Source organism: Klebsiella sp. HMSC16A12 (assembly GCF_001808265.1).
Lineage (GTDB): Bacteria > Pseudomonadota > Gammaproteobacteria > Enterobacterales > Enterobacteriaceae > Klebsiella > Klebsiella pneumoniae.
Map to the genome: position 1 here is coordinate 54308 of NZ_KV792544.1, position 25741 is coordinate 80048.

Below are 25741 nucleotides of genomic sequence, written 5' to 3' on the forward strand. Positions count from 1 at the left end.
GTGGGGTAAAAAAGGAGCTCACCTATGTACACCATCACCGACATCGCCCCTACCGACGCCGAATTTATCGCCCTGATTGCCGCCCTCGACGCCTGGCAGGAGACCCTCTACCCGGCGGAGAGCAACCACCTGCTGGACCTTAGCCAGCTGCCGCCGCAGACGGTCATCGCCCTGGCGATCCGCAGCCCGCAGGGCGAGGCCGTTGGCTGCGGGGCTATTGTCCTCAGTGAGGAAGGCTTTGGCGAGATGAAGCGGGTCTATATCGATCCCCAGCACCGCGGCCAGCAGCTGGGAGAAAAGCTGCTGGCGGCGCTGGAAGCGAAAGCGCGTCAGCGCGACTGCCATACCCTGCGCCTGGAGACCGGTATCCATCAGCATGCGGCCATCGCCCTCTACACGCGCAACGGCTACCAGACCCGCTGCGCGTTTGCGCCGTATCAACCCGATCCGCTCAGCGTGTTTATGGAGAAACCACTGTTTGCCGATCTTCGTTCAGCAGCGCTATAAACGCCTCCAGCTGGCGGGTTTTGGCGCCCCGGCGCCACACCAGCCAGGTGGTGAGCCAGCGCCATTCTTCGGCCAGCGGCCAGGCGGAAACCTGCTGATGGCCGGGCATACTCTCCAGCATGCTGCGCGGGATCAACGCCAGGCCGGCGCCGGCGATGACGCAGGCCAGCATCCCGTGGTAAGACTCCATCTCGTGGATCCTGCCCGGGGTCGCTCTGTCGGCATGAAACCAGCTCTCAAAATGCCGGCGATAGGAACAGTTGGCGCGAAAGGCGTAGACGTTGGCCCCGTTCACTTCGCTGGCGCGGGTGATGGGTGCGTGGCCGTAGGGGGCGACGATCATCATCTCTTCAGGGAACACCGGCAGCCCCTCCAGGCCCGGATGCACCAGCGGGCCGTCGACAAACGCGGCGCTCAGGGCGCCCTCCAGTACGCCGTCGATCATCGTCCCGGAAGGGCCGGTTGAGAGCGCCAGATGAATTTTCGGGTAGCGCTGATTAAAGTGGGCCAGAGTGCTGGGGATCCGTACCGCCGCGGTGCTCTCCAGCGAACCAAGAGAAAACAGCCCCTGGGGTTCGTCGCCCGCCACCACCATTCGCGCCTCGTCCACCAGGGCGAGGATCTGCTGGCTATAGCGCAAAAAGCTGTGTCCCGCAGGCGACAGGCGCAGGCGCTGGTTCTCGCGGATAAACAGCTCAACGCCGAGGTCGGCCTCCAGCTGGCGGATGCGGGTGGTGAGGTTGGACGGCACGCGATGCACTTTCTGCGCCGCCTGGGTAATGCTGCCGGTGCTGGCGACAGCGTTAAACATCTCTAGCTGAGTCAGGTCCATGATATTCTTCTTTTGTGAATGCATTGCTTAATATTATTCATTTTTAATGAATGGAAAGGTAAGCCAGAATACGGACACTTCGCAAGCAATGAGAGAGAATAATGATGAATTTATCTGCAACGCACGCCGTCTCCGTCAATCCGACTACCGGTGAGGTGGTCTCCTCGCTGCCGTGGGCCAGCGAACGCGAGGTCGACGCGGCGATCACGCTCGCCGCGGCGGGCTATCGCCAGTGGCGTCAGACGCCGCTTGCCGACCGCGCCGATGCCCTGCGCCGCATCGGGGCCGCGCTGCGCGCCCGTGGCGAAGAGGTGGCCCAGATGATCACCCTTGAGATGGGCAAGCCGATCGCTCAGGCGCGCGGCGAGGTGGCGAAATCGGCCAACCTCTGCGACTGGTACGCTGAACACGGCCCGGCGATGCTGGCGACGGAAGCTACCCTGGTGGAAAATAACCAGGCGGTAATAGAGTATCGTCCACTGGGCGCCATACTGGCGGTCATGCCGTGGAACTTCCCGGTCTGGCAGGTGATGCGCGGCGCGGTGCCGATCCTGCTGGCCGGCAACAGCTATCTGCTGAAGCATGCCCCGAACGTGATGGGCAGCGCCCGTCTGCTGGGCGAGATTTTTGCCGCCGCCGGCCTGCCGGATGGTGTATTTGGTTGGGTGAACGCCACTAATGACGGCGTTTCGCAGATTATCAATGACGACCGCATCGCGGCGGTGACCGTCACCGGCAGCGTCCGCGCCGGGAAGGCGATTGGCGCCCAGGCGGGCGCGGCGCTGAAGAAATGCGTGCTTGAGCTGGGGGGATCCGATCCCTTTATCGTGCTCAACGATGCCGATCTCGATGAAGCGGTAAAAGCCGCCGTCACCGGCCGCTATCAGAACAGCGGCCAGGTGTGTGCGGCGTCGAAACGCTTTATTCTCGAAGCCGGCATTGCCGAGGCCTTCACCCGCAAATTTGTCGACGCCGTGGCAGCGCTGAAGATGGGCGACCCGCGCGATGAGCAAAACTACGTCGGACCGATGGCGCGGTTCGATTTACGCGATGAACTGCACCAGCAGGTAACGGCGACCCTTGATGAAGGAGCGACTCTGCTGCTGGGCGCGGAAAAAATCGAAGGGGCGGGCAACTACTATGCGCCAACGGTGCTGGGCAACGTCACCGCCGGGATGACCGGCTTTCGTCAGGAGCTGTTTGGTCCGGTAGCAACCCTGACCACCGCTCGCGACGCTGACCATGCACTGGCCCTCGCCAACGACAGCGAGTTTGGCCTGTCCGCCACGGTCTATACCACCGACGAGGCGCAGGCCCAGCGCTTTGCCCGCGAGCTGGAGTGCGGCGGCGTCTTCCTCAATGGCTACTGCGCCAGCGACGCCCGCGTGGCCTTCGGCGGCGTGAAGAAGAGCGGTTTTGGCCGCGAGCTGTCGCATTTTGGCCTGCACGAGTTCTGTAATGCGCAGACCGTCTGGAAAGACCGTCGCTAATCAACGTTAGCCCCTGACGACCGTCGTCCACGTCTGCTATACTCGCCCACCGAATTTTGATGGTGGGCAAGGAGCCGCGTGTGGCGACGGTTATCAATAATGCAATGCTGGAAGCCATTCTGGCAGAAATCAGGCCGCTGATTGGCCGCGGAAAAGTGGCGGATTATATTCCGGCGCTGGCCAGCGTCAGCGGCGACAAGCTTGGTATCGCGATCAGTACGGTGGACGGTCAGCACTTTGCCGCTGGCGATGCCCATGAACGTTTTTCCATCCAGTCAATCTCCAAGGTATTGAGCCTGGTGGTGGCCATGAACCACTATCAGGAGGAGGAGATCTGGCAGCGGGTGGGGAAAGATCCTTCCGGCCAGCCCTTTAACTCGCTTCTGCAGCTGGAGATCGAGCAGGGCAAACCGCGCAACCCGTTTATCAACGCCGGGGCACTGGTGGTCTGCGACATGCTGCAGAGCCGGCTCAGCGCCCCGCGTCAGCGGATGCTGGAGATTGTCCGCCGTCTGAGCGGCGTGGCCGATATCGCCTACGATCCGGTGGTGGCTCGCTCAGAGTTTGAGCATTCGGCGCGCAACGCCGCCATCGCCTGGCTGATGAAATCCTTTGGTAACTTCCATAACGACGTCGCCACCGTGCTGCAGAACTATTTCCACTATTGTTCTCTGGAGATGAGCTGCGTTGAGCTGGCGCGAACCTTTCTGTTTCTCGCCGACCGCGGCATTGCCCCGCATCTCGACGCGCCGGTTATTGCGCCCATCCAGTCCCGCCAGGTGAATGCCCTGATGATGACCAGCGGCATGTACCAGAACGCCGGTGAATTCGCCTGGCGCGTTGGCCTGCCGGCGAAATCGGGCGTCGGCGGCGGGATCGTGGCGATTGTCCCGCAGGAGATGGCGATCGCCGTGTGGAGCCCGGAGCTTGACGACGCCGGGAACTCGCTGGCCGGCGTGGCGATGCTGGAAAAACTGACTCAGCGGATGGGGAGGTCGGTGTTCTGATGGTCGATCAGGATCGCTTGTTTGCGCGCCTGGCGCGCTCGACGTTTCGCTCACGCTTCCGTCTGGGGGGGAAAGAGCGGCAATATTGTCTCGATAAGGGACCGGAGGTCATTGATCGGCATGCCGCAGACTTTATTCGCCAGCGGCTGGCGCCCGCTGCGCCGATCAATGATGGCAAGCAGACGCCGATGCGCGGTCACCCGGTGTTTATCGCCCAGCACGCGACCGCTACCTGCTGTCGCGGCTGCCTGGAAAAATGGCATGCCATTCCCCACGGCCGCGCGCTGAGCGAGCCGGAACAGGACTATATCGTGCAGGTCATCCACCGCTGGCTGGTGCTACAAATGAATGCGCCGTCTGTGCGCTAATTTGCATTTGATCGGCGCCGGAGTATGCCTGATAAATATTCTCATGTTATGATAATCCGCTAACTAACTATTAACATAATAATTTCCTGAAACAATTAGACGGATAATTACTGAATGTCTTCACTGTCGATTCGGTCATTTACGCTGTTTCGTGAAGAACAACCCTTGCGCGATGCATTGGTCTTATTTACGTTAACGCTACTGCTGCATTTTCTTGGCGCTATGCTGCGTCTGGTGCAGGAGCTCTCTTTCTTCTGGCCGCTCAATGCAGTGATGGCCGGGATTTTTGCACGCTATGTATGGCTTAACCGCAGCTATTTTTATGCCGTCTGTTTTGCGGCAATGCTGGTCTATGACGGATTAACCTCGCGCTGGGGAATGGGCTTTGCCTCATTGCTGATTAACTTTTCCAATATTGTCTTTATTGTGACGCTGGCGCAGCTGGTGCTGTGGGATAAACGTCGCGCCGACTCCATGCCGGGCCCGATAAACGCGCTTAATTTATTCTGTTTCTGCCTGTTAGCCGCCTTACTGTGCGCAGCGGTCGGCGCGCTGGGGTCGGTGGATGTTGAACGCGCCACCTTCGTTCCCCAGCTGGCGGACTGGTTTAGCGAACAGTTCTCGACGGCGGTATTAATCCTGCCCTTTATTCTGACCCTGACGCTGCCTTCGGCATTAAGCGGTTTTCGCTTTCGCCAGCTGCTGCCGGTGCTGGCGCTGGTCCTGTCAATTGCGCTTGGCGTGGCGGTAGGCGGCGCGGGCAGCATTACCTTCCCGTTACCGGCTTTGATCTGGTGCGCTGTACGCTATCCGCTGCCGCTGACCTGTCTGCTGACTTTTCTCACTGGCATCGGCGAAATACTGCTGGTCGCTAATTCGTTAATTCACTTTTCGCCAGATGCGCGAATGCAGCCGTGGCAGCTGTTCTCCACCCGCCTCGGAATTGCCGCCATGCTGATTAGCCCGGTGATTGTCGCATCCAGTGTCGAAGCGATTAACACGCTGGTGAAGCAGCTGGCCCTGCGCGCCGATTTTGACTTTCAGACCCGCGTCTATTCCCGTTCCGGACTGAGCGAAGCGTTGAAGCGTCAGACGCTGCCGGCGGATAAGCTGCTGACGGTGATGGTGCTGGATATTGATGGCTTCAAACGGGTGAATGATGCTCTGGGCCATGAAGGCGGCGATTGCGTGCTGACCCAGTTTGCCCAGCAGGTTCGACAGCTGGTGGGTGAGCAGGGGATGGTGGCCCGTATCGGCGGCGAAGAGTTTGCGGTGGCCGCCGTCGTCGACAGCGCCCAGCAGGGCTATTTGCTGGCGGAAAAGATCCGTCACGGGGTGGAGTCGCAGCCTTTCGGCCTGGGCCAGAACCCGATCCACCTGACCATCAGTCTGGGACTGGAGACGCGCGAGGTAGGCCACGCCCGCATCACCGAGCTGTTTAACCAGCTGCTGTTGGCGGCGGACGATGAGATGGTGAAAGCCAAACAGAGCGGTCGTAACCAAATTTGTATGCCGACGCTGACCGAAAGCGCGCCATAAGAAAATCCTATCGGGATCCTACTTGTGCTAATTTTTGGTTAAAAACATAGTGATGTGGTCGATAACAGGGAGCTTTTATGACCACATCCTTTTCACTGCGCACGCTCTCGCGTGACGATATTCTCCATCACCTCCCGGCATTAAGCGAGATCCTGGCAAGCTGCGTCAACGGCGGCGCCTCGGTGAGCTTTATGCTGCCTTTCGCGCCGCAAACGGCGATAACGTTCTGGCAACGCACTGCCGACAGCGTGGCGGCCGGGGAGCGCATTGTGCTGGCCGCCTTCGACGCGGAGGAACGTCCCGTTGGCACCGTGCAACTTATCACCAGTCAACCGGAAAACCAGCCCCATCGAGCGGATGTCGCCAAATTATTGGTTCACCAAAATGTCCGCCGCCAGGGGATCGCCCAGGCATTGATGAGCGAGCTGGAGCGCATTGCCCGGCGGGAAAGGAAGACGGTGCTGGTGCTGGACACGGCGACCGGCAGCGGGGCGGAACAGTTCTATGCCCGCTGCGGCTGGGAAAAAGTGGGGGAAATTCCGCGCTATGCGCTGATGCCCGACGGCGAAATGACTGCCACCTCACTATTCTATAAGTTTCTGCCCTGACGGCCGCTATTGCAGATTGCTTTGATCAAAACAGGGTTTCACTGGTAGCAAAACCTGATAACTTATTGGACCAATTACTCAGGTTGTATGACTACTATTAGAGGGAACCCATTGTGAAAACTTTAAACCGTCGTGATTTCCCCGGCGCGCAGTACCCTGACCGTATCATCCAGTTTGGGGAAGGTAACTTCCTGCGCGCATTCGTTGACTGGCAGATCGATCTGCTCAACGAGCATACCGACCTGAATGCGGGCATCGTGGTCGTGCGGCCTATCGCCACAGATTTTCCGCCTTCGCTGAACACCCAGGATGGCCTGTACACGACTATTATTCGCGGCCTGAACGAGCAGGGCGAAGCGGTCAGCGATGCGCGTCTTATCCGCTCGGTCAACCGGGAGATCAGCGCTTACGCAGACTTCGACGCTTTTTTACGCCTGGCGCATAACCCGGAGATGCGGTTTGTCTTCTCCAACACCACCGAGGCGGGCATCAGCTACCATGCCGGGGATCGGTTTGACGACGCGCCGCCGGTCAGTTATCCGGCGAAACTGACCCGTCTGTTGTTTGAGCGTTACCAGCATTTCGCCGGTGCGGCCGACAAGGGATGGGTGATTATTCCCTGCGAGCTGATCGATTATAACGGCGAGGCGCTGCAGGCGCTGGTGCTGCGCTATGCTAGCGAATGGGAACTGCCGCAGGCATTTATCACCTGGCTGACCTCAGCGAATACCTTCTGTTCGACGCTGGTGGATCGCATTGTGACCGGCTATCCGCGTGATGAAGTGGCGGCTCTCGAGGCGCAGACCGGCTATAAAGATGCTTTCCTTGATACCGCTGAGCATTTCTACCTGTTCGTTATCCAGGGGCCTGCCTCGCTGGCGGCCGAGCTGCGTCTCGATAAACTGCCGCTGAATGTGCGCATTGTGGACGATATCAAGCCGTATAAAGAGCGCAAAGTGGCGATCCTCAACGGGGCGCACACCGCGCTGGTGCCGGTGGCCTTCCAGGCCGGGATCGACACCGTGGGTGAGGCGATGAACGATGCGGAGATTTGCGCGTTTGTCGAAAAAGCGATTTATGACGAGATTATTCCGGTGCTGGATCTGCCGCGCGATGAGCTGGTGTCATTCGCCAGCGCCGTGACAGGGCGCTTCCGTAATCCCTATATTAAACATCAGCTGCTCTCGATTGCGCTCAACGGCATGACCAAGTACCGCACCCGTATTCTGCCGCAGCTGCTGGCGGGGCAGAAAGCGCATGGCGCGCTGCCGCCGCGTCTGACCTTTGCCCTGGCGGCGCTGATCGCCTTTTACCGGGGAGAGCGGGATGGTGAGAGCTATCCAGTACAGGATGACGCCGACTGGATATCGCGCTATCAAACGCTGTGGGCCCGCCATCGCGATGGCCAGATGAGCACTCGCGAGCTGGTCACCGCCGTGCTCAGCGTGGCGGATCACTGGCAGCAGGATCTGAACCAGATCCCGGGGCTGGTGGAGCTGGTGACTGCCGACCTTGACGCTATCCTGACCTGCGGTATGCGCGACGCCGTCAAACCTCTTTGCTGATAGTCCATCTATACACCCGGCTGCGGCCGGGTTGTGCAGGATTTTTATTAGTTACAACATACTATTATACTAACCTGTAACAGCCGGTTAGTGGCTCCTCTGCATACGGCTTTTTAGTGCCAAATCGTTCCGAACAGCAGGAGAATTATGGCCGAAGCGCTTGAACAAATATCTGCGCAGGAAAATAATGACCTCAACTCATATCTCCTGCCAATATTCGCAGGCTAATGCATTCATCTGTAAGGAAACTCTCATGGTCATCGATATCCGGGAAGTACGGCCCCACGACAAAGCCGAATGGCTTCAGCTTTGGCAAGGCTACACTCGTTTTTACGGTAGCCCGCAGCCGGAAGAGGTGACCGAATGCACCTGGCAGCGGATGCTGGATGTAAACTCGTCTGTATTGGGTAGAGTCGCGGTGGTGGATGATGCGGTGGTCGGCTTCGCTATCTGTGTTCTTCATGAGGGAACCTGGGTTACCACGCCGATCTGCTATCTGGAGGATCTGTTTGTCGATCCCGCCTTCCGTGGACAGGGTATTGCCAGAACCATGATTAAGTCGCTGCAAAGCGAAGGGGCGGACAAAGGCTGGTCGCGGCTGTACTGGCATACGCGCCGTGATAATCCCGCCCGTCATCTGTATGATGAGTTTACCCCGGCTGACGATTACGTACGCTACAGGATCACGCTTGAGTCCTGAAGCGGTAAGAGGTTGTTAAGCTTTTCCCGCTATAACAGGGGAAACAGGCTCAGGAGAAGCAACGATGGAAAAACGTCTTGAAACAGTGGTCAATGTGATTATGTTTCTTTCGCTATTGGCAACGGCCTGGGATCTCTCGCTGGTGCATCATCTCGCGTGGTAGTAAATTATATCATCTGAAACGCGGCGCCTCTTGCGGCGCCGCCTGTCTCATTCATCCGCCATCTTCCCTGCGCTAAAACTCCAGTCCTCCAGTTGGTTAAACTGGATAACCACCATCACGTCCTGCGGGCTGACCGCCATCTCGTCGTCTAACCGCGCGCAGAGCCGGCGATAGAGTCCCTGTTTCTGCGCCCGGCTGCGCGGTTTTCCGGCGAAAATATGAAACAGCACGAAGCGGGCGCTGCGTCCTTCGCTGAGGTAGTGCGGGTCGTAAATGCGCTGCTCATCGGCGGCCCGTTCGATAAACTGAAATCTATCTGCTGACGGAACGTCGAACTCCGCCACCAGACACTCATGAAAGAGCGCCGACAATTGAGCAAACTCCGCGGGACGCCAGGCGGTGCCAAGCGAAATTCGGGTCAGGGGCATGACGCCTCCTGCGCGTTCAGGCAGGTCAGGGCGCTGGCCGCCGCCGGCCAACCGGCATAGAACGCCAGATGGGTAAACAATTCGACAATTTCTTCCCGGCTCAGGCCATTCTGATAGCCGAACGCGATGTGCCACGGCAGCTGTTCAGTTTTGCCCTGCGCCGTCAGGGCGGAAAGGGTGATCAGGCTGCGTTCGCGGGGCGACAGCTCGCTCCGCGCCCAGATATCGCCAAACAGCACCGTTTCGGTCAGCTCGGCTAGCTTTGGGGCGATAGCAGCCAGCGTTCGGCGATCGACAGGAGGAGTACTCATAGTGATTCTCTTTGCAGGTTAAAGGAGTCATCACTGTCGCACGCTGACTAAGATATTGAATATCGCAACGTTCGGGATTATCAATCCTGAAAATCAGGATGGTATAGCCGATCCTTTACATCTTTCATCACTCCGCTTTTCTGCCCACCTATCCCAACGGTCAGGCGGCGATCTTTCGCGCCACGATAAACAGCCGTGGGAAACGCAGGAGCACCTTCCCGTTACACTGTAACGGATAGTGTGCGGCCAGCAATGCGAGATAGCGTGTGAGAAACGCGCTTCCGGCCTGCTCGTCCAGGCCTGCCAGATAGGGGCGTAACCCGGTGCCCTGCAGCCAGTCGACAATCGCCTGATGAGAAGCAAGGGGATGAAAATAGGTGGTGCGCCAGATATCAACTTCGCAACCCTGGCGGCTGAGCAGATCGTACCAGGCGGCGGGCGGGAGTAACGGCTGGCGTCCACGGTCCGGCAACCCCATCTCGCTGGCAACCTGACGCATCAGGGTATGGGAAGGTTCCTGCCAGTTATCCGGCATCTGCACTGCCAGCGTTCCGTTGTCCGCCAGCTGGTTTACCAGGTGGGGGAAAAGCGTCTCATGATCCGTCAGCCACTGCAGAGAGGCGTTGGCATAGATCACATCTGGCGGTTGCGCAGGCCGCCAGCGGGCAATATCGGCATCAATGAATTCGCAGTCGGGTAAGGCCTGCGCCGCCTGGACCAGCATGGCCGGGGAGTTATCGATACCGACGATCGTCGCCAACGGCCAGGCGGCGCGTAGCAGGCGGGTGCTGTTTCCCGGCCCGCAGCCGAGGTCGACGGCGTGCTCGACCTGCAGATGGGCAATACGTGAGAGCAGGTCGGCCGCGGGGCGGGTACGTTCAGCGTCAAATTGCAGATACAACGAAGGATTCCAGTCGGCCATCGGGTGCAGTTCCTGTGTGAGGAGGGAGACAGGGTAAAGCATAGAACGCGTCAGGCGGCATGTCAGCGGTTAATGAACCTCAGCGGTCACCTTTATGCGTGACAGTGTCACAAAATAGAACGTGGCTGGATTGCGCCTGCGCTGTTGGCCGAACCTGGGATTGAGATATGGCAGGGAACGTCTCTGCGCCCGTGGCGGGCGCAGGAGCCTATTCGGCGTTTTTGAGCGCCTCGGCGCGGCTGGCGGTGGCGTAGACAAAATCCAGCATCGGCTCGAGATCGGTGTCATAGCCAGCCTGAATAATTTTTCCTCGCAGCCATTCGATTTCACTGGTGATATCGGGAGGAAAAATGTTGTTATCCTGCGCCCGGCGCAGCCATTTCAGCAGAAAGTTATTCTTTCCCCTGATACCACCCGCTTTTTTCGATTTTCCGTGCATCTTCAGCGCGACCAGGACGCAGTAATAGAAATGAACGCGCTGATTAAAACTTTGGTGCATGTCTGTGTTTCCCGCCAGAATCAGGAATTCACCGTGTGGGGCAGTGATTCGGATTGGACTACGGTACCGGGCTGGATCGTTGCGCGAACTCTGTTGTCTACCAGTACCGTCCATGCATCTGTTGCCAGACGCTGACGGGATGTTGGCACGGAAGCCGAATCGTCGTCAATTGCCGATTCATTTTTTGCCGGCGTCATCGGACCGCGGCGGCCCGCGAGCCGGGCCACACTACTCTCTGGCGACAAGCCGCTGTTGCCGATGTACGCGGAAAATCAGCAGGAATGCGAGCGCCACCACGATCGCCGCCAGCAGATACAGCGTGGCGAGATCGTAGAACCCGGCGACCCAGCCGGCCAGCGGCCCGGTCAGGCCCAGCGCCAGATCAAGAAACGCCGAGTAGGTGCCGAGGGCGGTTCCCTGATTTTGCTCTTCCACCTGTTTTACCGCCTCAACTCCTAAAGCCGGAAAGACCAGCGAGAAACCCGAACCGGTGAGAAAGGCGCCGACGCCGGCCATCCATGCTGATGGCGCCAGCCAGATAAGCAGCAGGCCGAGACTTTCGATGATGAAGCAGGCCAGGGAGACCGGGACTCCGCCAAAGCGGGTAATGGTATTTCCCAGCACCAGGCGAACGCAGATAAAGCCGACGCTGAACAGCGAAAGGGTAAACGCGGCGCCCTGCCAGCTGTGCGCGGCGAAGTAGAGGGTGATAAAGGTGGCGATAACGCCGAAACCGACGGTGCCAAAGGCCAGCCCCAGGCCGTAAGGCCAGATTTTTCGCACCACCGCGTGAAAGGGCGCTCTGGCGCCGGCGGTCACCTTGACGTCCTGGCGGGTACGAGCGAACAGCAGACCGATGGCCGCGACCAGCACTACCACCGTAGCAAAGCCGCTGATGCCAAAATAGTGATTGAGGGTAACTCCCAGCGGCGCCCCGACAGCCATCGCCACATAGGTCGCCACGCCGTTCCAGGAGATAACCCGCGACGTGTGGATCGCGCCGACGGTTTTGATCCCCCACAGGGTGGCGCCGGTGGCGGTAAAGCTCTCGCCGACGCCGAGAAACACCCGGCCCGCCAGCAGCGCGGCAATGGCCAGCATCGGCGTTGCCTGCAGGACTACCGCCAGTAGCGTGAAGGCGCCACTGAGCAGGCAGCAGACGATCCCAAGGCTGACCACTTTTTTCGGCCCCCAGATATCGGTATAGCGCCCGGCGTGCGGCCGGCTTACCAGCGTCGATATGTACTGCAGACTGATCACAATTCCGGCCACAAAGGTGCTGTAGCCCAGCTGATAGTGAATATAGCCCGGCAGTACGGCCAGCGGCAGACCAATGGAGAGATAGCAGATACAGGTAAAAACAACGATCGAAATAATGCGCAAATTGAGTTGTGTAGTGCTGACGGAAGTGCTCATAGGGATAAGAGGTTAATACAACGGGATGTGTAGCATAGCGCGCCGTGAGGGCGCTGGCGAGGCGCGACAGCGTTTTATCGGTAACCGACGGGAACGATATTTGTACGAATGTAAATAACTGCTTTTACAGCGCTTAACGCCCGCCTCGCTCAGCGTCAGCTCGCCGCCATACCCGACGAATCACACACCATGCCCCAGGCGCGGTTTTGCAATACCGTGCGGTAGCCGTCCCGGTCGACGAAAGTGACGCCATTGACCTCCCAGTAAGGGTTAAACGCCGTAACGCGCAGAAATCCGGCGGCGTCCATGGCTGCGCACTGTGCCTCCCATGCCGCCTGCTGCGGATAGTACAGCACCAGCAGATCTTCATCGCCTGGCGAGGGGGTGACGGGATGGTGGCGGCAGTGGGTGAATTCCAGATGCCAGCCCGCTTCGGGCGCGCCGAGCATTATCCCGCTGAATCCTTCATGTTCGGTAAAGCTGCCGAGCAGCTCGAGTCCCAGCCCGGCGCAATACATGCTGGCGGTGGTGTCCAGTTCGCTGACCGGCCTGGCAATGCGCATATGACAGAACGACATAATGACTCCCGTGAGCATAAGTTGAGTTGATACTGTACCGGTAAATCGGCCCGGCGTGTGTTAAGCCGTGCCCAGGCGCCACCTTCTCTCTGTAAATACCATAGCGGACTAACATCCGCCTTGCGCCAACATTACCTCTTAATCATAATAAAAAAAGAATTATACAATATTATTGTTCTTAAATTGAGAATCATTGTGGGGTGGTGGATGAATAACCAATCGCGCCAGGCCTTATGGCTGGCACTGGCTGGATCGATAGTACTGATGATCGGCATGGGCTATGGGCGCTTTGCCTTCACCGGCGTGCTGCCGCTTATGCTTAATGAAGGTCTGTTAACCCTGCACGAGGGCAATCTCGCCGCGTCGGCCAATTACGCTGGCTATCTGGTCGGTGCGTTGCTGCTGGCGCGGGTGCAGCCTGGGGCCGCCACCCGACTGAGCATTATCTCCGCCGGGTTGACCATCGCTAGCCTGGCGCTGCTGGCCTGGGTGAGCTCGCCGTGGATCATTATTACGCAGCGCGCCGTCGCCGGCGCGCTGAGCGCGATAACGCTGATTGCAGGTTCGCTGTGGCTGCTGGAACATATGGGGCATCATCACGGGGCGCCGTTGCTGTATGCCGGGGTGGGGCTGGGGATATTTATCTCCGCGGAGGGGATCGCCCTTGGACATGCCCTGAGCTTCACCAGCCAGCAGATCTGGCTGCTCTGCGCATTATGCGCCGGTCTGCTGCTGGCGCTGGCGATCCGTTGGCTACTGACTTCGCCGACTGCACTGGTGCGGGTTTCCCATGTTGAGACCTCCCTGCCTGCGTCCGGGAGCGATACCCGTCGCGCGGCGTGGCGACTCTTGATGGTTTACGGTCTGGCGGGCTTCGGCTATATCATCACCGCCACTTATCTGCCGTTGTTTCTGTCCGGTTCGCTGCAGAGCGTTGACCCGGTCCATCTGTGGGCGCTGTTTGGTCTGGCGGCCGCGCCGTCCTGCCTCATCTGGCATAAGCTGGTGCTAAAGTGGGGATACCGGCAAGCGCTGACCCGCAACCTGCTCGTCCAGGCGCTTGGCGTGATCCTTCCAGCCTGCAGCGCTTCATTGCTGTTTTGCGTGCTAAGCGCGCTTTTGGTGGGCTTTACCTTTATGGGCACCGTAACCATTGCGCTACCGAAGGCGAAAAGTCTCAGCCATCAGGTGAGCTTCAATATGATTGCCGCGATGACTGCACTGTACGGTGTGGGACAGATTGCCGGGCCGCTTATCGCCGGCGCGCTGTATCAGATCGCGGCTTCATTTAACCCGGCGCTCTATGCCGCGGCGCTGGCGCTGCTGATTGCCGCAGGGCTGGTCTTTACCGAACGCCAGGCTTAGCCAATCGCCACGCTTTGCAGCAGCTTACGCCACTCGCTCAGGGCGGGGGCGCTCAAGCCGCTGCGCCAGATAAGCTGGGTGGTCGCCTCGCACAGCGGTTCGCTAAGGCAGTTTTCGGGAAGCGTCATCAGCGACAGCACGCTCTGCGGCAGCAGGCAGGCGTAGCGCCCGGACGCCACGCAGGCAAGCATGCTGTGATAGGAATTGACCTCATGCACCTCGACGGCCGCCTGCTGTTCCGCCAGCCAGCGTTCTCCCAGCGCGCGGTAGCTGCAGCCGCTGGCAAATGCCGCGAACCGCAGCGGACCCGGGGTCTGCGGACGGACCAGCATCAGGGTTTCATAAAACACCGGGGTGAATGCCAGCTCGTCGGGACAGGCAGGTTGCCCATCGGCCCCTGGCGGCAGGCAGACCAGCGCGGCATCAAGAGCGGCGGTTAACACCCCCTCGGTTAACTGGCGGGTCGGTTGGGTGATGAGGGTGATATCCACCTGTGGGCACTGCTGTTGGAAGCGGGTAAGCAGCGGCGGCAGCCGGCTGGCGGCGGTCGCCTCCATCGCGCCCAGACGCAGACTGCCGCCTGGGGTTGTCGGATGCAGAGCCTGCTTTGCCTCTTCCGCCAGGCTCAGGATCCGCCGGGCATAGCTGAGAAACTGCACGCCTGCCGGGGACAACACCATTTTTTTGTTGCCGCGAACGAAGAGCTCAACGGCAAGCTCCTCTTCCAACTGCTGAATGCGGGTCGTGATATTGGACTGTGCGCGGCCCAGCCGTTTTGCTGCCTGGGTGACGCTCTGCGTTTCTGCCACCTGAATGAAGATCTCGAGTGTGCTGTGGTTCATATTTTTCTTCTCAATACGATAATAATGTTGATCTTACCATCTTTAAAGGAGATGGTAAGCCTCCAGCATCGTTAATGCATGAGGAAACCATGAGCAACCCGCTGCTTTCGCTTCTTGATATTGATTATCCCCTGATTCAGGCCCCGATGGCGGGCGTCTCCACCCCCGCGCTGGCTGCCGCGGTAAGTAATGCCGGTGCGCTGGGCTCGCTGGGGCTGGGCGCTTCAACCGTTGCCCAGGCGGAAGCGGTGATAGTCGCCACCCGCCAGCTGACGGACCGTCCGTTCAATGTCAATCTGTTCTGCCATGCGCCGCCCCGGCGCGACGCCCGGCGGGAAGCCGACTGGGCAACAACATTACGTCCCCATTTTGCCCGCTATGGCAGTACGCCACCGGATTCGTTAAGCGAGATCTACCAGACATTTATCGGTCATGCGCCGATGCTGGAGCTGCTTCTCGACCTGTCGCCGGCGGTGGTGAGCTTTCATTTTGGTCTTCCTGAAGGTGAGACGATCCAGCGTCTGCGGCGGCAGGGGATCGTTACCCTGGCGACAGCGACTTCGCTGCAGGAGGCGCTGCTGATTGAACAGCAGGGGATCGACGTGGTGGTCGCTCAGGGCTATGAGGCGGGCGGGCACCGGGGGATCTTTGCTCCGCAGGCGCCTGACGCGCAGCTGAGCACCTTCACCCTGGTGCAACTTCTGCGGCGTCGACTAACCATCCCGGTGGTGGCCGCCGGGGGCATCATGGACGGAGCGGGGATCGCCAGCGTGATGCAGTTGGGGGCGCAGGGCGTACAGCTCGGTACGGCGTTTTTACTGTGTCCGGAATCGGCCGCCGACGCCGGCTACCGCGCGGCGATCCACAACAGCCTTGACGGGCGTACGGTGCTGACCTCCGCGATATCCGGGCGTCCGGCACGCTGTCTGGCGAATGCCTTCTGTGCGCTGGGGGAAGGCTATCCGGCGAGCGCCGTACCGGATTATCCGCTGGCGTATGATATCGGCAAAGCGCTGGCCGCCGCCGCGAAAGCCCAGGGCGTCCATGAGTATGGCGCCCACTGGGCCGGGCAGGGGGTGGGGTTGATCCGCGAGTGTGACGCCGCCAGTCTGGTCCGCCAGCTGGCGGCAGAGAGCGGCTGGAACTAATGACTGACGGCTAGCGGCGGTGGGCCAGGCGGCGCACCAGCCGATCGCCGGCCATTTGCACCCCCTGGACCATCGCCACCAGGATCAGCACTGTGCCAAACATGACTTCATTATTAAACCGCTGATAGCCGTAGCGGATGGCGAGGTCGCCGAGTCCACCGCCGCCGATCACACCGGCCATGGAGGAGAAACCAATCAGCATCACGATGGTCAGCGTGATCCCGGCCAGCAGCGTTGGCAGGGCTTCCGGCAGCAGGGATTTAAAAATGACGTGCCAGACGTTGCCGCCCATCGACAGAATGGCTTCAATTCTCCCGTAGTCCACCTCGTCGAGCGCGTTTTCCGTCAGACGGGCAAAGAATGGAAAGGCGCCGATGGTTACCGGCACGATGGCGGCGGTGCTGCCCAGCGTGGTGCCGACGATCAGCCGGGTAAAGGGGATCAGGGCGATCAGCAGTACGATAAACGGCAGCGACCTGCCGATGTTGATCACCGCGCCTAACAGCGCGTTCAGTTTCGGCATCGGCGCCAGCCCGTTGGCGCGGGAAATAAACAACAGCACGCCGGTGGGCAGCCCGATCAGCACGGTAAACAGGGCCGCCAGGCCCACCATATAGAGCGTATCCAGCGTGCCGTCGAGTAATAACGGCCACAAATCTTCCCAGCTCATGCTACTCCGCATAATGGCCTCCCCTGAACGCCGTGGCGGGTAAGAAATTCCTGTTCAGCCTGCGGGTCGTGCAGCAGCGACTGGCGCAGCCGCGACCATGGGGTCACCAGCAGGTCGGCAAGTTTACCGCTTTCGACAATCTCGCCCTGTTCCAGCAGCGCCGCGTGGTCACAGATGGTTTTCACCACCTCCAGCTGGTGCGTAATCAGCACAATGGTCAGATTGAGGCGCTGGTTAATATCCGCCAGCAGGGCCAGCACCGAGGCGGTGGTCTCGGGATCCAGCGCACTGGTCGCCTCATCGCACAGCAGCACTTCCGGCCGGGCGGCCAGCGCCCGGGCGATGCCGACGCGCTGCTTTTGCCCGCCGGAAAGCTGTGACGGGAAAGCAGCGGCCTTTTCGCTGAGATCCACCAGCTCCAGCAGTTCGCGCACCCGAGCCTCGCGAGCGGCCCTCGGCACTCCGGCAATCTCCAGCGGCACCGCGACGTTGCCAGCGACGGTGCGGGCATGCAGCAGATTGAAGTGCTGGAAAATCATCCCGGTGCGCAGGCGATAATCCCGCAGCGCCGCCTTGTTCAACTGGGTAATATCCTGTCCGTTCACCAGAATGCGGCCCGAGGTGGGCCGCTCCAGTAAATTGAGACAGCGGATGAGCGTACTTTTGCCGGCGCCACTGCGCCCGAGAATGCCGTATATTGCCCCTTTCGGTATCTGCAACGCGATATCGTTCAGCGCCGGTCGGCCGGTTCCGGCGTAGGTTTTGCTCAGCCCTTCGATGGTTATCATGACTGAGGGGCCACCGGGATCACCGAGCCGTTGTAGGTTTTACGGATAAACTCCGCCACCTGCGGCGAGGTCAGATCTTTCGCCAGCGCCTTAATGCGCGGGTCATTCGCCAGGGCTGGGGTGGTCACCAGAATATTGGCGTACGGGTTATGCTCGGCGCTTTCCAGCCCCAGGGCATCCTTCGCTGGCACCAGGCCGGCTTCCAGCGCGTAGTTGCCGTTAATCACCGCCAGGTCGACATCATCGAGGGAGCGCGGGATCTGCGGCGATTCAATCTCCAGAATCTTCAGGTGTTTCGGGTTCTCGACAATATCCTTCGGCGTCGCCAGGGTGGTGGCCGGATCGGTAAATTTGGGATCCAGCTTAATAAGCTTCTGCGCCTGCAGCAGGAACAGCGCCCGGCTCAGGTTGGTGGTGTTATTCGGCACCGCCACGGTGGCGTTTTCCGGCAGTGATGAGAAATCTTTATGCTTATGCGAGTAAATTCCCAGCGGCTCAATATGCACGGTGGCCGCGACGGCAAAGGTTTTACCCAGCGCTTTTTCCTGATCCTTCAGATAGGGAACATGCTGGAAGTAGTTGGCATCCACATCGCCACTGGCCAGCAGTTCATTGGCGTTGACCCCGCTGGTCAGCTCCACCACCTTCAGATCGAGGCTGGGATCGATTTTTTTGATGTAGTTGAGGATCTCCGCGTGGGGAACCGGGTCCGCGGCGACGCGCAGCGCGGCAGCCTGGGCAGACGTCCATACCAGAGAAAGAGACAGTGCGACCCCTGCCAGTTTAAAAGCGGCATATTTCATGGTGTGTTCCTTTTTAGTTATGGTTAAACGATCAATTGCTCGGCGCGTTCGCGAAACACGTCCTGATAGTAGCGTTCCGCCACGTCCGGATGGGAACGCAGACGGCCCTTGAGATAATTCCAGCCGACATCGCGCAGCAGCGGATTGTGCGGGTCGCTGTCCGGCCCTCGCGCTTCACGCGCCAGCTCGGGCGGCAGGGTGTAAACCGGCACCACCGCGTCAAGCTGGGCGCCGAGGAAGAAGGCGATGGAGAGGCGCTGCTGCTGCGCCGGCGGCGACACCACGCGATGGACGGTAGCGCGCAAATACCCGTTGGTCGCCAGCTCCAGCAGTTCGCCAATATTGACCACAAAGCTGCCGGCCAGCGGCACGGCGTCGATCCATTCCCCAGGCGCGACCTCTACCTGCAGTCCTTTCTGCTCGTCCTGCAGCAGGAAGCTGAGAAACCCCGAATCTTTATGGGCGCCGACGCCCTGGCTGCTTTGGGTCTCCTGCTGGCCAGGGTAGCGGATCAGTTTGATATGCTCGTTGGGTTTGTCGCCGTAGAGCTGATCGAAAGCATTCTCCGGGAGCTGCAGGGCTTCGGCAAAGGCGCGCAGCAGGCGGATGCCCACCTGGGTCATTTGCTGTTGCCAGTGAAGTAATACCGGTTTAAGCGACGGCAGGGCGGCAGGCCACAGATTCGGACCCTGCAGGCGCTGCCAGCGCGGGGCGTCGTCGCTGAGGGTTAGCGCCGGACGTTCGGCGCCGATATCAAACTGTTCTCGCCAGTCAGGCTGGCCGCGCGTCAGCTCAGAGGCCGCGCGGTTATAGCCGCGAAAATGGGGGGAGTGGATCATCGCCACCTGCTGTTTTTGCGCCTCATCGAGAGCAAAAAAGCGCTGGGACTGGCGCTGAACTTCATATTGAAGCGCGTCGTCGACACCGTGGTTGATCAAATAGAAGAAGCCGATGTCGCGGGCGGCATGACGCAGGTCGGCCAGGAAGGCCGCTTTATCCGCGGGGTCCGCGTAGCGGGCCAGGTCGAGAATCGGCAGGGTGGTCGCGTTCATTGTGTTCTCCGAAAACGGGGTAATAAGTTATGGGTAGATTCAGGTTCTGGGTTCGGGCACAACAGCAGCGCATGGTGATTTCCTCTGTCCGGGGCTGAACACAGCTTGCCTCAAGGCCAAATAAGCAACCAATAACGTTATTTTCTAATTTATGACCGCGCGGGGTTCAGTGCTTTTGCGTTAAATAGATATAGGCGCGAAGCGCGTAATGAAGCCTGTTGCGCCCGTCGGTGAGAGCCAGTAAGGTAGGCGCACTTTTTAATGCGGAACGGACGTATCGTAATGCACAGCTCGAAAGATCCCCTGCACGGCGTGACGCTGGAAGCGCTGCTTAATGCCCTGGTGGCGCGCTATGGTTGGGCGGAAATGGCCCGCCAGGTCAACATTAACTGCTTTAAAAGCGATCCCAGCATTAAGTCCAGCCTCAAATTTCTCCGCCGGACGCCGTGGGCGCGCAAAGAGGTGGAGGCTATGTATCTCGCCTCCCTTGATGATGACGCGCCGGTGGAGAAAGCGGATCCCTGGGCAAACTGGCAGAAAAAATAACCCTTACCACAGGACACCATCATGCAGAGCTGGAGCAGTAAAGATTTCACCGCCGACCGCGCGTGGGGCGCGCTGGATATTGCCAATTTTTCCGGCACCACCGTGCGTCTGCACTGGACCGACCAACCCTATATCTGGCACATCAATGATGGTCAGGAGGTGTTTGCCGTGATGGATGGTCAGGTGGCGATGCATGTGAAGGTCGACGGCGAGGAGCAGGTGATCATGCTGAACGCCGGCGATATCTTCTACGCTGAGGTGGGATGCGAGCATGTCGCCCACCCGCAGGGGGCGGCGCGTATTCTGGTGATTGAGAAAGAAGGGTCGGTCTGACCCCGCGGCGGGCGGTTCTTTGCCCGCCGTTTCATCGCCCGTCAGATGCGACATACCGCGTTGATATAAATTACCTATCCTGCTTTCGATATATTTAATTCTTGTTTGCCAATCCCTTCACCCCAGCACTATCTTTTGCCGCAGACGCCTGACCAGGCACAACCGCGGGAGAGATCATGGCAACCTTACAGTGGGACCACGCAGTACAGTTTGTGAATCAGCCGGAAGCGGCCATTCAGACCTTTGCCGACCAGCAGCTGCGGGCGGTGGCCGGTGGGCGGCATCCGGGGTGGGGAACCCGCAATGCGCTGAGCTATTTTGGCCTGACCTATATCGAATTTCTCGCCATTTCCGACCCGGATGAACTGCGCGCTGCGACGGACAAATTCCTCCTTTCGCGCGACGCCGCACGGCTGCTGCCGGAGAATGAGGCGCTGTTTCGGGTGGCGCTGCGCAGCGACGACATCGACGCCACCCATGACCAGTTGCGTCGCACAGGGGTGACAGTGTCACCGATTGTCGATGGCCAGCGCAACGATCCGCAGGGCAATATCATCCGCTGGCGGATCTTCACCATCGATGGCGACACTGACGGGCTGGTCTATCCCTTTGTGCTGCAGTGGGAAGAAGACGACGCCACCCGGCTGACGCGGCTGCGCGCCCAGAGGCTGGACGCGCCGCATCCGCTGGGCGACATTACGCTTGAGCAGGCGGTGTTCGAGGTGGTCAATCCGCAGGCGGTGCGCGATCGCTGGCAGGCGCTGCTGGGCTTTCCGCCACTGGGGGAGCAGGGACTGGACGTTGGCGGCCAGCAATTTATCTTCCGTGAAGGGGCTGCCAACCAGCTGACCGAACTGGTGTTCCGCGTCGCCAACCCGGCGCTTAAGGGGCAGCGCTTTCGTGTCGGCAACGGCGTGTATCGCTTTACATAAAGGCTGACTCTAGCGTGCCGTGGCGCGCAAGGCCCCCGGCGGCTGGCCGGTGATGCGTTTGAAAGCCCGGCTGAAGGCGGCCAGCGACTGATACCCGAGGCTGAAGGCGACTTTTTCCAGCGCCTGGCCTTCATGGGTGATGTACTGCACCGCCAGCCGCATACGCAGCTCTGTGAGATAGCGGGCGGGGGTGGTGCCGGTGGCGGCGAGAAAACGTTCCGCGAACAGCGAGCGTGAAAGACCCGCCTCCCGCGCCAGATCTTCCACTTTCCAGTTGACCCCCGGGCGCTGATGCATGGCGTAGATCGCTTTCGCCAGCCGGGGATCGCGCAGGACCTGTACCCAGCCGGTGGCGTTGCCGCACCCGCACGCTACCCAGCCGCGGACAATCAGCGCGGCCACCACGTCCGCCAGCCGGGCGAGGATCCCGGCATAGCCTGCCTGGCGGGTGAGCGATTCCCGCTCCATCGCTACCAACAGCGGCTGGATCTCCGGCCAGGTGTTTAGCAGGCTGCTGACCCGCATCACCTCGGGCATGGCCTTGACCAGCGGCTGCATGCCGCCGAGCTCAAAGTCCATACAACCGCTGAAAATGACGGCGCGCTCCGGGCAGTCAGGCTGGTCGCCAGCGTTGATACAACTTACCGTGCTGCACACCGTTTCGCTGGGCAGCTGCGCCACATTGACCACCGTGGCCTGCGGATCTGAGAGCAGGGCGTGCCCGTCGCCGTTGGGAATAAATAGCGCATCGCCGCTCTCGAGGGTGAACTGTTCCCCGCTGGCCATGCGCAGCAGCACCGGCCCGCGGCTGATGAAATGGAACTGGGCTTTACCCGCCACGGCGCTAAAGCCGACGCCGAACGGGCGTGCGGTTTCGATGCGCCGGTAGTTAACGCCGGAGAGGCGCATACCGCGCAACAGTTCGCTGGTCAGGTCGATGGCAGGCTGGCTCATGGTAATTCCGGACGAATAATCAATAACTGAAGAGTATGCATCATATATCGTCCGAAAGTAAGTCCCTAAGATGACCAGGATGTTAATAAACCTGGAGAGTTGTATATGAGTTCCTGCATAGCTGCTGACGCGAGCCTGTCTCCCGCCAAACCTGCCTGGCGCGCCGTCTATGCCCTGGCCCTCGGGGTGTTCGGCCTGATCGTGGCCGAGTTTCTGCCCGCCAGCCTGTTAACGCCGATGGCCAGCAGCCTCGGCGTCAGTGAAGGGATGGCCGGACAGGCGGTCACCGCGACGGCGCTGGTGGCGTTAGTTACCGGCCTGCTGATCGCCACCGCCACCCGCAATATCGATCGCCGCTGGGTGCTGATGTTCTTTTCCGTACTGCAGATAGTCTCCAGCCTGATGGTCGCTTTTGCCGATTCGCTGGCGTTTCTCCTGCTGGGCCGTCTGCTGTTGGGGATCGCCATCGGCGGCTTCTGGGCGATGTCCACCGCCACGGCGATGCGTCTGGTGCCGGCGGCCCATGTGCCAAAGGCGCTGGCGATCATCTTTTCCGCGGTGTCTGTCGCCACGGTGGTGGCCGCGCCGCTCGGCAGCTACCTCGGGGAGCTGATCGGCTGGCGCAACGTGTTTATTCTCTGTGCGATACCCAGCCTGCTGGCGCTGCTCTGGCAGCTGTGGGTGCTGCCTTCCATGCGCCCGGAGAGCGTCGGGACCTTCTCCACGCTGTTCAGGGTGCTGCGCCGTCCCGGTATGCTGGGCGGCATGCTGGCGACGATCCTGATTTTCAGCGGCCATTTCGCCTTCTTTACCTACCTGCGGCCGTTCCTTGAGACCGTCGCGCAGGCCAGTGTCGAAGGGGTTTCGCTGATATTGCTCGGCTTCGGTATCGCTAACTTTATCGGCACTTCGGTGGCGAGCTATCTGCTGAACCGTAGCCTGCGTCTCACCCTGGCGCTGGTGCCGTTGATGATGAGCGTTCTGGCGCTGCTGATGGTGACGTTTGGCCATCTGACCGTGCTGGCCGGGCTGCTGGTCGCCCTGTGGGGATTTGCCTTCGGCCTGGTGCCGGTGGCCTGGTCCACCAGGCTTGCCACTACCGTGCCGGATGAAGCAGAAAGCGCGGGCGGTCTGCTGGTCGCCTCTATTCAGCTGGCCATCAGCGCCGGGGCCGCCGGCGGCGGGGCGGTGTTTGATTTGCACGGCGCCAGCGGCGTCTTCACCGGCAGCGGTCTGCTGCTGTTGAGCGCGATGGTGATTGTCTTCGCCGCCGTACGGGTGAAACCGGTCGCCCGCGCCGACCAGCCGGTGACGGGCCGCTTATCCCGCGAGATCGATAACTAAATTGGCCGACAGGCTGCGGGAGCAGCACAGCGCAATATGCTGTTCTGCGGCCTGTTTTTCCGCCTCCGACTGCACGGTATCCCGGTGGTCGACGGTTCCCTCGCGTACCGGCGTCAGGCAGGCGCCGCAGATCCCCATCTCGCAGGAGAGCGGCACCGCGACGCCATGCTCCTGCAGCACCTGGGCGATGGTTTTGTCCCCCGGCACCGGCCAGCGCTCCCCGGTGGAGGTGAGGGTGATGGTGAAGGTTCCGTCCGCCGCCGACGCCGCCGTCGGGGCGGGCGGCTGGAACGCTTCGCTGTGCAATTGCGCCTCCTCCCATCCGACCGCCCGCGCGGTATCGCGAACCCGGGCCATAAATCCGGGCGGACCGCAGAAGTAGACCCGGGTGTCGGCGTCCGGAGCCCCCAGATCCTGCGCCAGCCGCTGGCGCGGACTCTGCCCCTCGTCTGAGCAGTGGATCTGGCAGATTCCACCCGTTAGCTGGCGGGCGATCTCGGTGGCGAAGGCGGCCTCCTGCGCACGGCTAACGTAATAGTGCAGCGTAAAGCTGGCGCCGGACGCCGCCCGGGCGTGGGCCATCGCCAGCAGCGGCGTAATGCCGATCCCGGCGGCGAGAAGCACCACATGGCCGCCCTCGTGCAGCGGAAAGTGGTTGCGCGGGGCAGAGATTATCAATGGCTGTCCCGGGCGCAGGGTGTCATGAATATAACGGGAGCCACCGCGAGACTGCGACTCGCGGGCGATGCAGAGCAGATAGCGATCCCGTTCGGCCGGGCTGCCGGTCAGGGAGTACTGACGGATCAGCCCGCAGGGAAGATGGAGATCGATATGGGCGCCGGGCGTCCACGCCGGCAGCGGTTGCCCCTCGGCGCTCACCAGACTAACGGCCAGATTTTTCGCGCCCTGGCGCCACAGGCCATCGACCACCACCGGGAGTATGTCGCGCATATGACCTCCACTCATACCAGAAAGAAATCGCCAAAGCCCATCTTCTTCAGCCCGCGCCGGTAGGCGATAGAGCTGCGGTCCGCCGGAATATGCGCCTCCAGGGTCAGATCCAGCGGCAACCGTTCCGGACGCTGGGTCTCGACCATCAGGCGGTCCTCTTCAAATACCCGCAGGTTGAACGCATGTACGTCTTCCACCGGCACGTGCAGATCGAAGTTGCGGGCAATAGGGGCAAACATCCGCGTCACCCGGGACGACACCGGCGAGGCGGCGTTCATGATCACCAGCCTGGCGTCGGCGGGAAAATGGATGGTCAGCGTAGCGGTGAACGGCAGATGCATTTCAAAGTGACGCAGCCACTGGAACCCTTCCGGCGCGCGGAAATCGGAGCTGGCCGGGTAATTGCCCACCGAGCTCCAGTAGTCGGCAACAAAGCCGAACGGCGTCTCCTGCGGGGTATAGTCCGGCACCTGCTGGTTGTCCGGATCGGCGAAGGTGTCGGTGTGGATCCACGCGAAGTGGGCGACATCGAGAAAGCCTTCGACCTGGCGGCCGGCAAATCCCTTTACCTCGAAGGCCGGGCAGTTGATTTGCTGAAAGCCGGCGTCGTCCCAGTGCGGCATGGTCGGTAACGGCGGCGGATTGTCCGGATCGCAGGCCAGGCAGGTCCAGATCAGCCCGTAGCGCTCCTCCACGGCGAAGCTGGTGAGATGCAGTTTGGCCGGAATGGGTTGCCCCGGACTGGAGGGGATGCGGTTGCAACGGCCATCCTCGCCAAAGCGCAGGCCATGATAGGGGCAGACGATGCCTTCCTCTTCATGAAACCCCAGGGTCAGCGGCACCCCGCGGTGCGGGCAGACGTCGCGGGCGACCACCACCTGGCCTTTAATACGATAGATAACCAGCTGTTCGTCCAGCAGGGTGGCTTTCACCGGGGCGCCGGCAATATCGCAGGCGCGGGCCACCGGGTGCCAGCAGCGGGCCAGCCGCAGCCAGTCTTCCGGGTCAAAGGTGCAATGGGCGGGGGGCGTGGGGGTGGTTGTCTTCATGATTTCTCTTCCTGCTCACATCGGTGATTGT

29 protein-coding genes are annotated in these 25741 nt (G+C 60.5%); 14 read left to right on the plus strand and 15 right to left on the minus strand.

The features are described from left to right. Positions 1–24 precede the first annotated feature (24 nt). Positions 25–507, plus strand: coding sequence for a GNAT family N-acetyltransferase (locus tag HMPREF3140_RS04320; RefSeq protein ID WP_002904493.1), 483 nt, complete (start codon positions 25–27; stop codon positions 505–507). Here HMPREF3140_RS04320 and ptrR read toward each other — a convergent pair. Further along, positions 461–1339, minus strand: coding sequence for a putrescine utilization regulator PtrR (gene ptrR, locus HMPREF3140_RS04325; protein ID WP_002904495.1), 879 nt, complete (start codon positions 1337–1339; stop codon positions 461–463). The genes HMPREF3140_RS04320 and ptrR overlap by 47 nt on opposite strands. A 101-nt stretch (positions 1340–1440) precedes the next feature. Here ptrR and sad point away from each other — a divergent pair, with 101 nt between their 5' ends. The 7 genes from sad to HMPREF3140_RS04360 all read left to right on the plus strand — a co-directional run bounded on the left by sad (position 1441) and on the right by HMPREF3140_RS04360 (position 8616). Beyond that, complete coding sequence (gene sad / locus HMPREF3140_RS04330; protein WP_015958390.1) at positions 1441–2829, plus strand: succinate-semialdehyde dehydrogenase; 1389 nt, start codon at positions 1441–1443, stop codon at positions 2827–2829. Positions 2830–2888: 59 nt separating this feature from the next. After that, positions 2889–3836 (plus strand): glutaminase B, encoded by a 948-nt coding sequence (gene glsB, locus HMPREF3140_RS04335; RefSeq protein WP_004143533.1) that lies wholly within the window; start codon positions 2889–2891, stop codon positions 3834–3836. Next, a complete protein-coding gene (locus tag HMPREF3140_RS04340) occupies positions 3836–4204 on the plus strand; it encodes a DUF4186 domain-containing protein (RefSeq protein WP_002904598.1) in 369 nt (122 codons plus the stop codon). The genes glsB and HMPREF3140_RS04340 overlap by 1 nt, the downstream gene beginning before the upstream one ends. A 114-nt stretch (positions 4205–4318) precedes the next feature. Beyond that, positions 4319–5743, plus strand: a complete 1425-nt coding sequence (locus tag HMPREF3140_RS04345) for a GGDEF domain-containing protein (protein WP_032411455.1) — start codon at positions 4319–4321, stop codon at positions 5741–5743. A 77-nt stretch (positions 5744–5820) separates the two neighbouring features. Beyond that, on the plus strand, positions 5821–6351 hold the full coding sequence (locus HMPREF3140_RS04350; protein WP_002904601.1) for a GNAT family N-acetyltransferase: 531 nt from the start codon (positions 5821–5823) through the stop codon (positions 6349–6351). A 113-nt stretch (positions 6352–6464) separates the two neighbouring features. Next, on the plus strand, positions 6465–7916 hold the full coding sequence (locus HMPREF3140_RS04355) for a tagaturonate reductase (RefSeq protein WP_032411458.1): 1452 nt from the start codon (positions 6465–6467) through the stop codon (positions 7914–7916). A 253-nt stretch (positions 7917–8169) separates the two neighbouring features. After that, positions 8170–8616 carry a GNAT family N-acetyltransferase gene (locus tag HMPREF3140_RS04360; protein WP_002904604.1) on the plus strand — a complete coding sequence of 149 codons (447 nt, stop codon included), beginning with the start codon at positions 8170–8172 and terminating at the stop codon, positions 8614–8616. Positions 8617–8826: 210 nt separating this feature from the next. Here the strand turns inward: HMPREF3140_RS04360 and HMPREF3140_RS04365 are convergent, their stop codons facing one another. The 6 genes from HMPREF3140_RS04365 to HMPREF3140_RS04390 all read right to left on the minus strand — a co-directional run bounded on the left by HMPREF3140_RS04365 (position 8827) and on the right by HMPREF3140_RS04390 (position 12933). Beyond that, positions 8827–9207, minus strand: coding sequence for a tautomerase family protein (locus HMPREF3140_RS04365; protein ID WP_002904617.1), 381 nt, complete (start codon positions 9205–9207; stop codon positions 8827–8829). Further along, entirely contained in the window at positions 9198–9518 is a 321-nt protein-coding gene (locus HMPREF3140_RS04370; protein WP_002904619.1) for a carboxymuconolactone decarboxylase family protein, read from the minus strand. The genes HMPREF3140_RS04365 and HMPREF3140_RS04370 overlap by 10 nt, the downstream gene beginning before the upstream one ends. A gap of 160 nt (positions 9519–9678) precedes the next feature. Continuing rightward, on the minus strand, positions 9679–10440 hold the full coding sequence (gene tam, locus HMPREF3140_RS04375; RefSeq protein WP_004176221.1) for a trans-aconitate 2-methyltransferase: 762 nt from the start codon (positions 10438–10440) through the stop codon (positions 9679–9681). A gap of 208 nt (positions 10441–10648) precedes the next feature. After that, positions 10649–10939, minus strand: a complete 291-nt coding sequence (locus HMPREF3140_RS04380; RefSeq protein WP_002904624.1) for a hypothetical protein — start codon at positions 10937–10939, stop codon at positions 10649–10651. Positions 10940–11167: 228 nt separating this feature from the next. After that, positions 11168–12355 (minus strand): MFS transporter, encoded by a 1188-nt coding sequence (locus HMPREF3140_RS04385; protein WP_004176220.1) that lies wholly within the window; start codon positions 12353–12355, stop codon positions 11168–11170. A 155-nt stretch (positions 12356–12510) separates the two neighbouring features. Beyond that, the gene (locus tag HMPREF3140_RS04390; protein WP_021314335.1) at positions 12511–12933 is read right to left on the minus strand and encodes a VOC family protein; all 423 of its coding nucleotides are present in this window, start codon (positions 12931–12933) and stop codon (positions 12511–12513) included. Positions 12934–13140: 207 nt separating this feature from the next. Between HMPREF3140_RS04390 and HMPREF3140_RS04395 the strand changes: the two genes are divergently transcribed. Next, positions 13141–14298 carry a YbfB/YjiJ family MFS transporter gene (locus tag HMPREF3140_RS04395; RefSeq protein WP_032411462.1) on the plus strand — a complete coding sequence of 386 codons (1158 nt, stop codon included), beginning with the start codon at positions 13141–13143 and terminating at the stop codon, positions 14296–14298. Here HMPREF3140_RS04395 and HMPREF3140_RS04400 read toward each other — a convergent pair. Beyond that, positions 14295–15140 (minus strand): LysR family transcriptional regulator, encoded by an 846-nt coding sequence (locus tag HMPREF3140_RS04400; RefSeq protein WP_023283692.1) that lies wholly within the window; start codon positions 15138–15140, stop codon positions 14295–14297. The genes HMPREF3140_RS04395 and HMPREF3140_RS04400 overlap by 4 nt on opposite strands. 89 nt (positions 15141–15229) lie before the next feature. Between HMPREF3140_RS04400 and HMPREF3140_RS04405 the strand changes: the two genes are divergently transcribed. Further along, on the plus strand, positions 15230–16288 hold the full coding sequence (locus HMPREF3140_RS04405) for an NAD(P)H-dependent flavin oxidoreductase (protein ID WP_032413003.1): 1059 nt from the start codon (positions 15230–15232) through the stop codon (positions 16286–16288). A gap of 10 nt (positions 16289–16298) precedes the next feature. Here the strand turns inward: HMPREF3140_RS04405 and HMPREF3140_RS04410 are convergent, their stop codons facing one another. From HMPREF3140_RS04410 to HMPREF3140_RS04425, 4 genes are read right to left on the minus strand one after another with little or no spacing between them, the layout of a single operon-like run. Next, entirely contained in the window at positions 16299–16958 is a 660-nt protein-coding gene (locus HMPREF3140_RS04410) for a methionine ABC transporter permease (RefSeq protein WP_021440109.1), read from the minus strand. After that, a complete protein-coding gene (locus tag HMPREF3140_RS04415) occupies positions 16955–17746 on the minus strand; it encodes a methionine ABC transporter ATP-binding protein (RefSeq protein WP_004224747.1) in 792 nt (263 codons plus the stop codon). The genes HMPREF3140_RS04410 and HMPREF3140_RS04415 overlap by 4 nt, the downstream gene beginning before the upstream one ends. After that, positions 17743–18549, minus strand: a complete 807-nt coding sequence (locus tag HMPREF3140_RS04420; protein ID WP_009308890.1) for a MetQ/NlpA family ABC transporter substrate-binding protein — start codon at positions 18547–18549, stop codon at positions 17743–17745. The genes HMPREF3140_RS04415 and HMPREF3140_RS04420 overlap by 4 nt, the downstream gene beginning before the upstream one ends. A gap of 23 nt (positions 18550–18572) precedes the next feature. After that, complete coding sequence (locus HMPREF3140_RS04425; protein WP_004143503.1) at positions 18573–19601, minus strand: isopenicillin N synthase family dioxygenase; 1029 nt, start codon at positions 19599–19601, stop codon at positions 18573–18575. A 282-nt stretch (positions 19602–19883) separates the two neighbouring features. Between HMPREF3140_RS04425 and HMPREF3140_RS04430 the strand changes: the two genes are divergently transcribed. The 3 genes from HMPREF3140_RS04430 to HMPREF3140_RS04440 all read left to right on the plus strand — a co-directional run bounded on the left by HMPREF3140_RS04430 (position 19884) and on the right by HMPREF3140_RS04440 (position 21412). Continuing rightward, entirely contained in the window at positions 19884–20147 is a 264-nt protein-coding gene (locus HMPREF3140_RS04430) for a VF530 family protein (protein WP_002904643.1), read from the plus strand. Positions 20148–20168: 21 nt separating this feature from the next. Further along, complete coding sequence (locus HMPREF3140_RS04435; RefSeq protein ID WP_004205936.1) at positions 20169–20480, plus strand: cupin domain-containing protein; 312 nt, start codon at positions 20169–20171, stop codon at positions 20478–20480. Between the two features lie 176 nt (positions 20481–20656). After that, on the plus strand, positions 20657–21412 hold the full coding sequence (locus HMPREF3140_RS04440) for a VOC family protein (RefSeq protein WP_032411465.1): 756 nt from the start codon (positions 20657–20659) through the stop codon (positions 21410–21412). Positions 21413–21421: 9 nt separating this feature from the next. Here the strand turns inward: HMPREF3140_RS04440 and HMPREF3140_RS04445 are convergent, their stop codons facing one another. Next, positions 21422–22366, minus strand: a complete 945-nt coding sequence (locus tag HMPREF3140_RS04445; RefSeq protein ID WP_004190181.1) for an AraC family transcriptional regulator — start codon at positions 22364–22366, stop codon at positions 21422–21424. Between the two features lie 105 nt (positions 22367–22471). Here HMPREF3140_RS04445 and HMPREF3140_RS04450 point away from each other — a divergent pair, with 105 nt between their 5' ends. Then, positions 22472–23710, plus strand: coding sequence for an MFS transporter (locus HMPREF3140_RS04450; RefSeq protein WP_070552858.1), 1239 nt, complete (start codon positions 22472–22474; stop codon positions 23708–23710). On the opposite strand, the gene hpxE is transcribed toward HMPREF3140_RS04450, so the two are convergent. Beyond that, a complete protein-coding gene (gene hpxE / locus HMPREF3140_RS04455; protein ID WP_032413006.1) occupies positions 23687–24661 on the minus strand; it encodes a molybdenum cofactor-independent xanthine hydroxylase subunit HpxE in 975 nt (324 codons plus the stop codon). The two genes, HMPREF3140_RS04450 and hpxE, sit on opposite strands and share 24 nt — an antisense overlap. A gap of 11 nt (positions 24662–24672) precedes the next feature. Then, positions 24673–25710 (minus strand): molybdenum cofactor-independent xanthine hydroxylase subunit HpxD, encoded by a 1038-nt coding sequence (gene hpxD, locus HMPREF3140_RS04460; protein WP_002904779.1) that lies wholly within the window; start codon positions 25708–25710, stop codon positions 24673–24675. Between the last annotated feature and the right edge of the window lie 31 nt (positions 25711–25741).

What these genes read in the sequence shown, in the direction of transcription:
- HMPREF3140_RS04320 (WP_002904493.1), top strand. Translation starts at nt 25, where the DNA reads ATGTACACCATCACCGACATCGCCCCTACCGACGCCGAATTTATCGCC.
- ptrR (WP_002904495.1), bottom strand. Translation starts at nt 1,339, where the DNA reads ATGGACCTGACTCAGCTAGAGATGTTTAACGCTGTCGCCAGCACCGGC.
- sad (WP_015958390.1), top strand. Translation starts at nt 1,441, where the DNA reads ATGATGAATTTATCTGCAACGCACGCCGTCTCCGTCAATCCGACTACC.
- glsB (WP_004143533.1), top strand. Translation starts at nt 2,889, where the DNA reads ATGGTGGGCAAGGAGCCGCGTGTGGCGACGGTTATCAATAATGCAATG.
- HMPREF3140_RS04340 (WP_002904598.1), top strand. Translation starts at nt 3,836, where the DNA reads ATGGTCGATCAGGATCGCTTGTTTGCGCGCCTGGCGCGCTCGACGTTT.
- HMPREF3140_RS04345 (WP_032411455.1), top strand. Translation starts at nt 4,319, where the DNA reads ATGTCTTCACTGTCGATTCGGTCATTTACGCTGTTTCGTGAAGAACAA.
- HMPREF3140_RS04350 (WP_002904601.1), top strand. Translation starts at nt 5,821, where the DNA reads ATGACCACATCCTTTTCACTGCGCACGCTCTCGCGTGACGATATTCTC.
- HMPREF3140_RS04360 (WP_002904604.1), top strand. Translation starts at nt 8,170, where the DNA reads ATGGTCATCGATATCCGGGAAGTACGGCCCCACGACAAAGCCGAATGG.
- HMPREF3140_RS04365 (WP_002904617.1), bottom strand. Translation starts at nt 9,207, where the DNA reads ATGCCCCTGACCCGAATTTCGCTTGGCACCGCCTGGCGTCCCGCGGAG.
- HMPREF3140_RS04370 (WP_002904619.1), bottom strand. Translation starts at nt 9,518, where the DNA reads ATGAGTACTCCTCCTGTCGATCGCCGAACGCTGGCTGCTATCGCCCCA.
- tam (WP_004176221.1), bottom strand. Translation starts at nt 10,440, where the DNA reads ATGGCCGACTGGAATCCTTCGTTGTATCTGCAATTTGACGCTGAACGT.
- HMPREF3140_RS04380 (WP_002904624.1), bottom strand. Translation starts at nt 10,939, where the DNA reads ATGCACCAAAGTTTTAATCAGCGCGTTCATTTCTATTACTGCGTCCTG.
- HMPREF3140_RS04385 (WP_004176220.1), bottom strand. Translation starts at nt 12,355, where the DNA reads ATGAGCACTTCCGTCAGCACTACACAACTCAATTTGCGCATTATTTCG.
- HMPREF3140_RS04390 (WP_021314335.1), bottom strand. Translation starts at nt 12,933, where the DNA reads ATGTCGTTCTGTCATATGCGCATTGCCAGGCCGGTCAGCGAACTGGAC.
- HMPREF3140_RS04395 (WP_032411462.1), top strand. Translation starts at nt 13,141, where the DNA reads ATGAATAACCAATCGCGCCAGGCCTTATGGCTGGCACTGGCTGGATCG.
- HMPREF3140_RS04400 (WP_023283692.1), bottom strand. Translation starts at nt 15,140, where the DNA reads ATGAACCACAGCACACTCGAGATCTTCATTCAGGTGGCAGAAACGCAG.
- HMPREF3140_RS04405 (WP_032413003.1), top strand. Translation starts at nt 15,230, where the DNA reads ATGAGCAACCCGCTGCTTTCGCTTCTTGATATTGATTATCCCCTGATT.
- HMPREF3140_RS04410 (WP_021440109.1), bottom strand. Translation starts at nt 16,958, where the DNA reads ATGAGCTGGGAAGATTTGTGGCCGTTATTACTCGACGGCACGCTGGAT.
- HMPREF3140_RS04415 (WP_004224747.1), bottom strand. Translation starts at nt 17,746, where the DNA reads ATGATAACCATCGAAGGGCTGAGCAAAACCTACGCCGGAACCGGCCGA.
- HMPREF3140_RS04420 (WP_009308890.1), bottom strand. Translation starts at nt 18,549, where the DNA reads ATGAAATATGCCGCTTTTAAACTGGCAGGGGTCGCACTGTCTCTTTCT.
- HMPREF3140_RS04425 (WP_004143503.1), bottom strand. Translation starts at nt 19,601, where the DNA reads ATGAACGCGACCACCCTGCCGATTCTCGACCTGGCCCGCTACGCGGAC.
- HMPREF3140_RS04430 (WP_002904643.1), top strand. Translation starts at nt 19,884, where the DNA reads ATGCACAGCTCGAAAGATCCCCTGCACGGCGTGACGCTGGAAGCGCTG.
- HMPREF3140_RS04435 (WP_004205936.1), top strand. Translation starts at nt 20,169, where the DNA reads ATGCAGAGCTGGAGCAGTAAAGATTTCACCGCCGACCGCGCGTGGGGC.
- HMPREF3140_RS04440 (WP_032411465.1), top strand. Translation starts at nt 20,657, where the DNA reads ATGGCAACCTTACAGTGGGACCACGCAGTACAGTTTGTGAATCAGCCG.
- HMPREF3140_RS04445 (WP_004190181.1), bottom strand. Translation starts at nt 22,366, where the DNA reads ATGAGCCAGCCTGCCATCGACCTGACCAGCGAACTGTTGCGCGGTATG.
- HMPREF3140_RS04450 (WP_070552858.1), top strand. Translation starts at nt 22,472, where the DNA reads ATGAGTTCCTGCATAGCTGCTGACGCGAGCCTGTCTCCCGCCAAACCT.
- hpxE (WP_032413006.1), bottom strand. Translation starts at nt 24,661, where the DNA reads ATGCGCGACATACTCCCGGTGGTGGTCGATGGCCTGTGGCGCCAGGGC.
- hpxD (WP_002904779.1), bottom strand. Translation starts at nt 25,710, where the DNA reads ATGAAGACAACCACCCCCACGCCCCCCGCCCATTGCACCTTTGACCCG.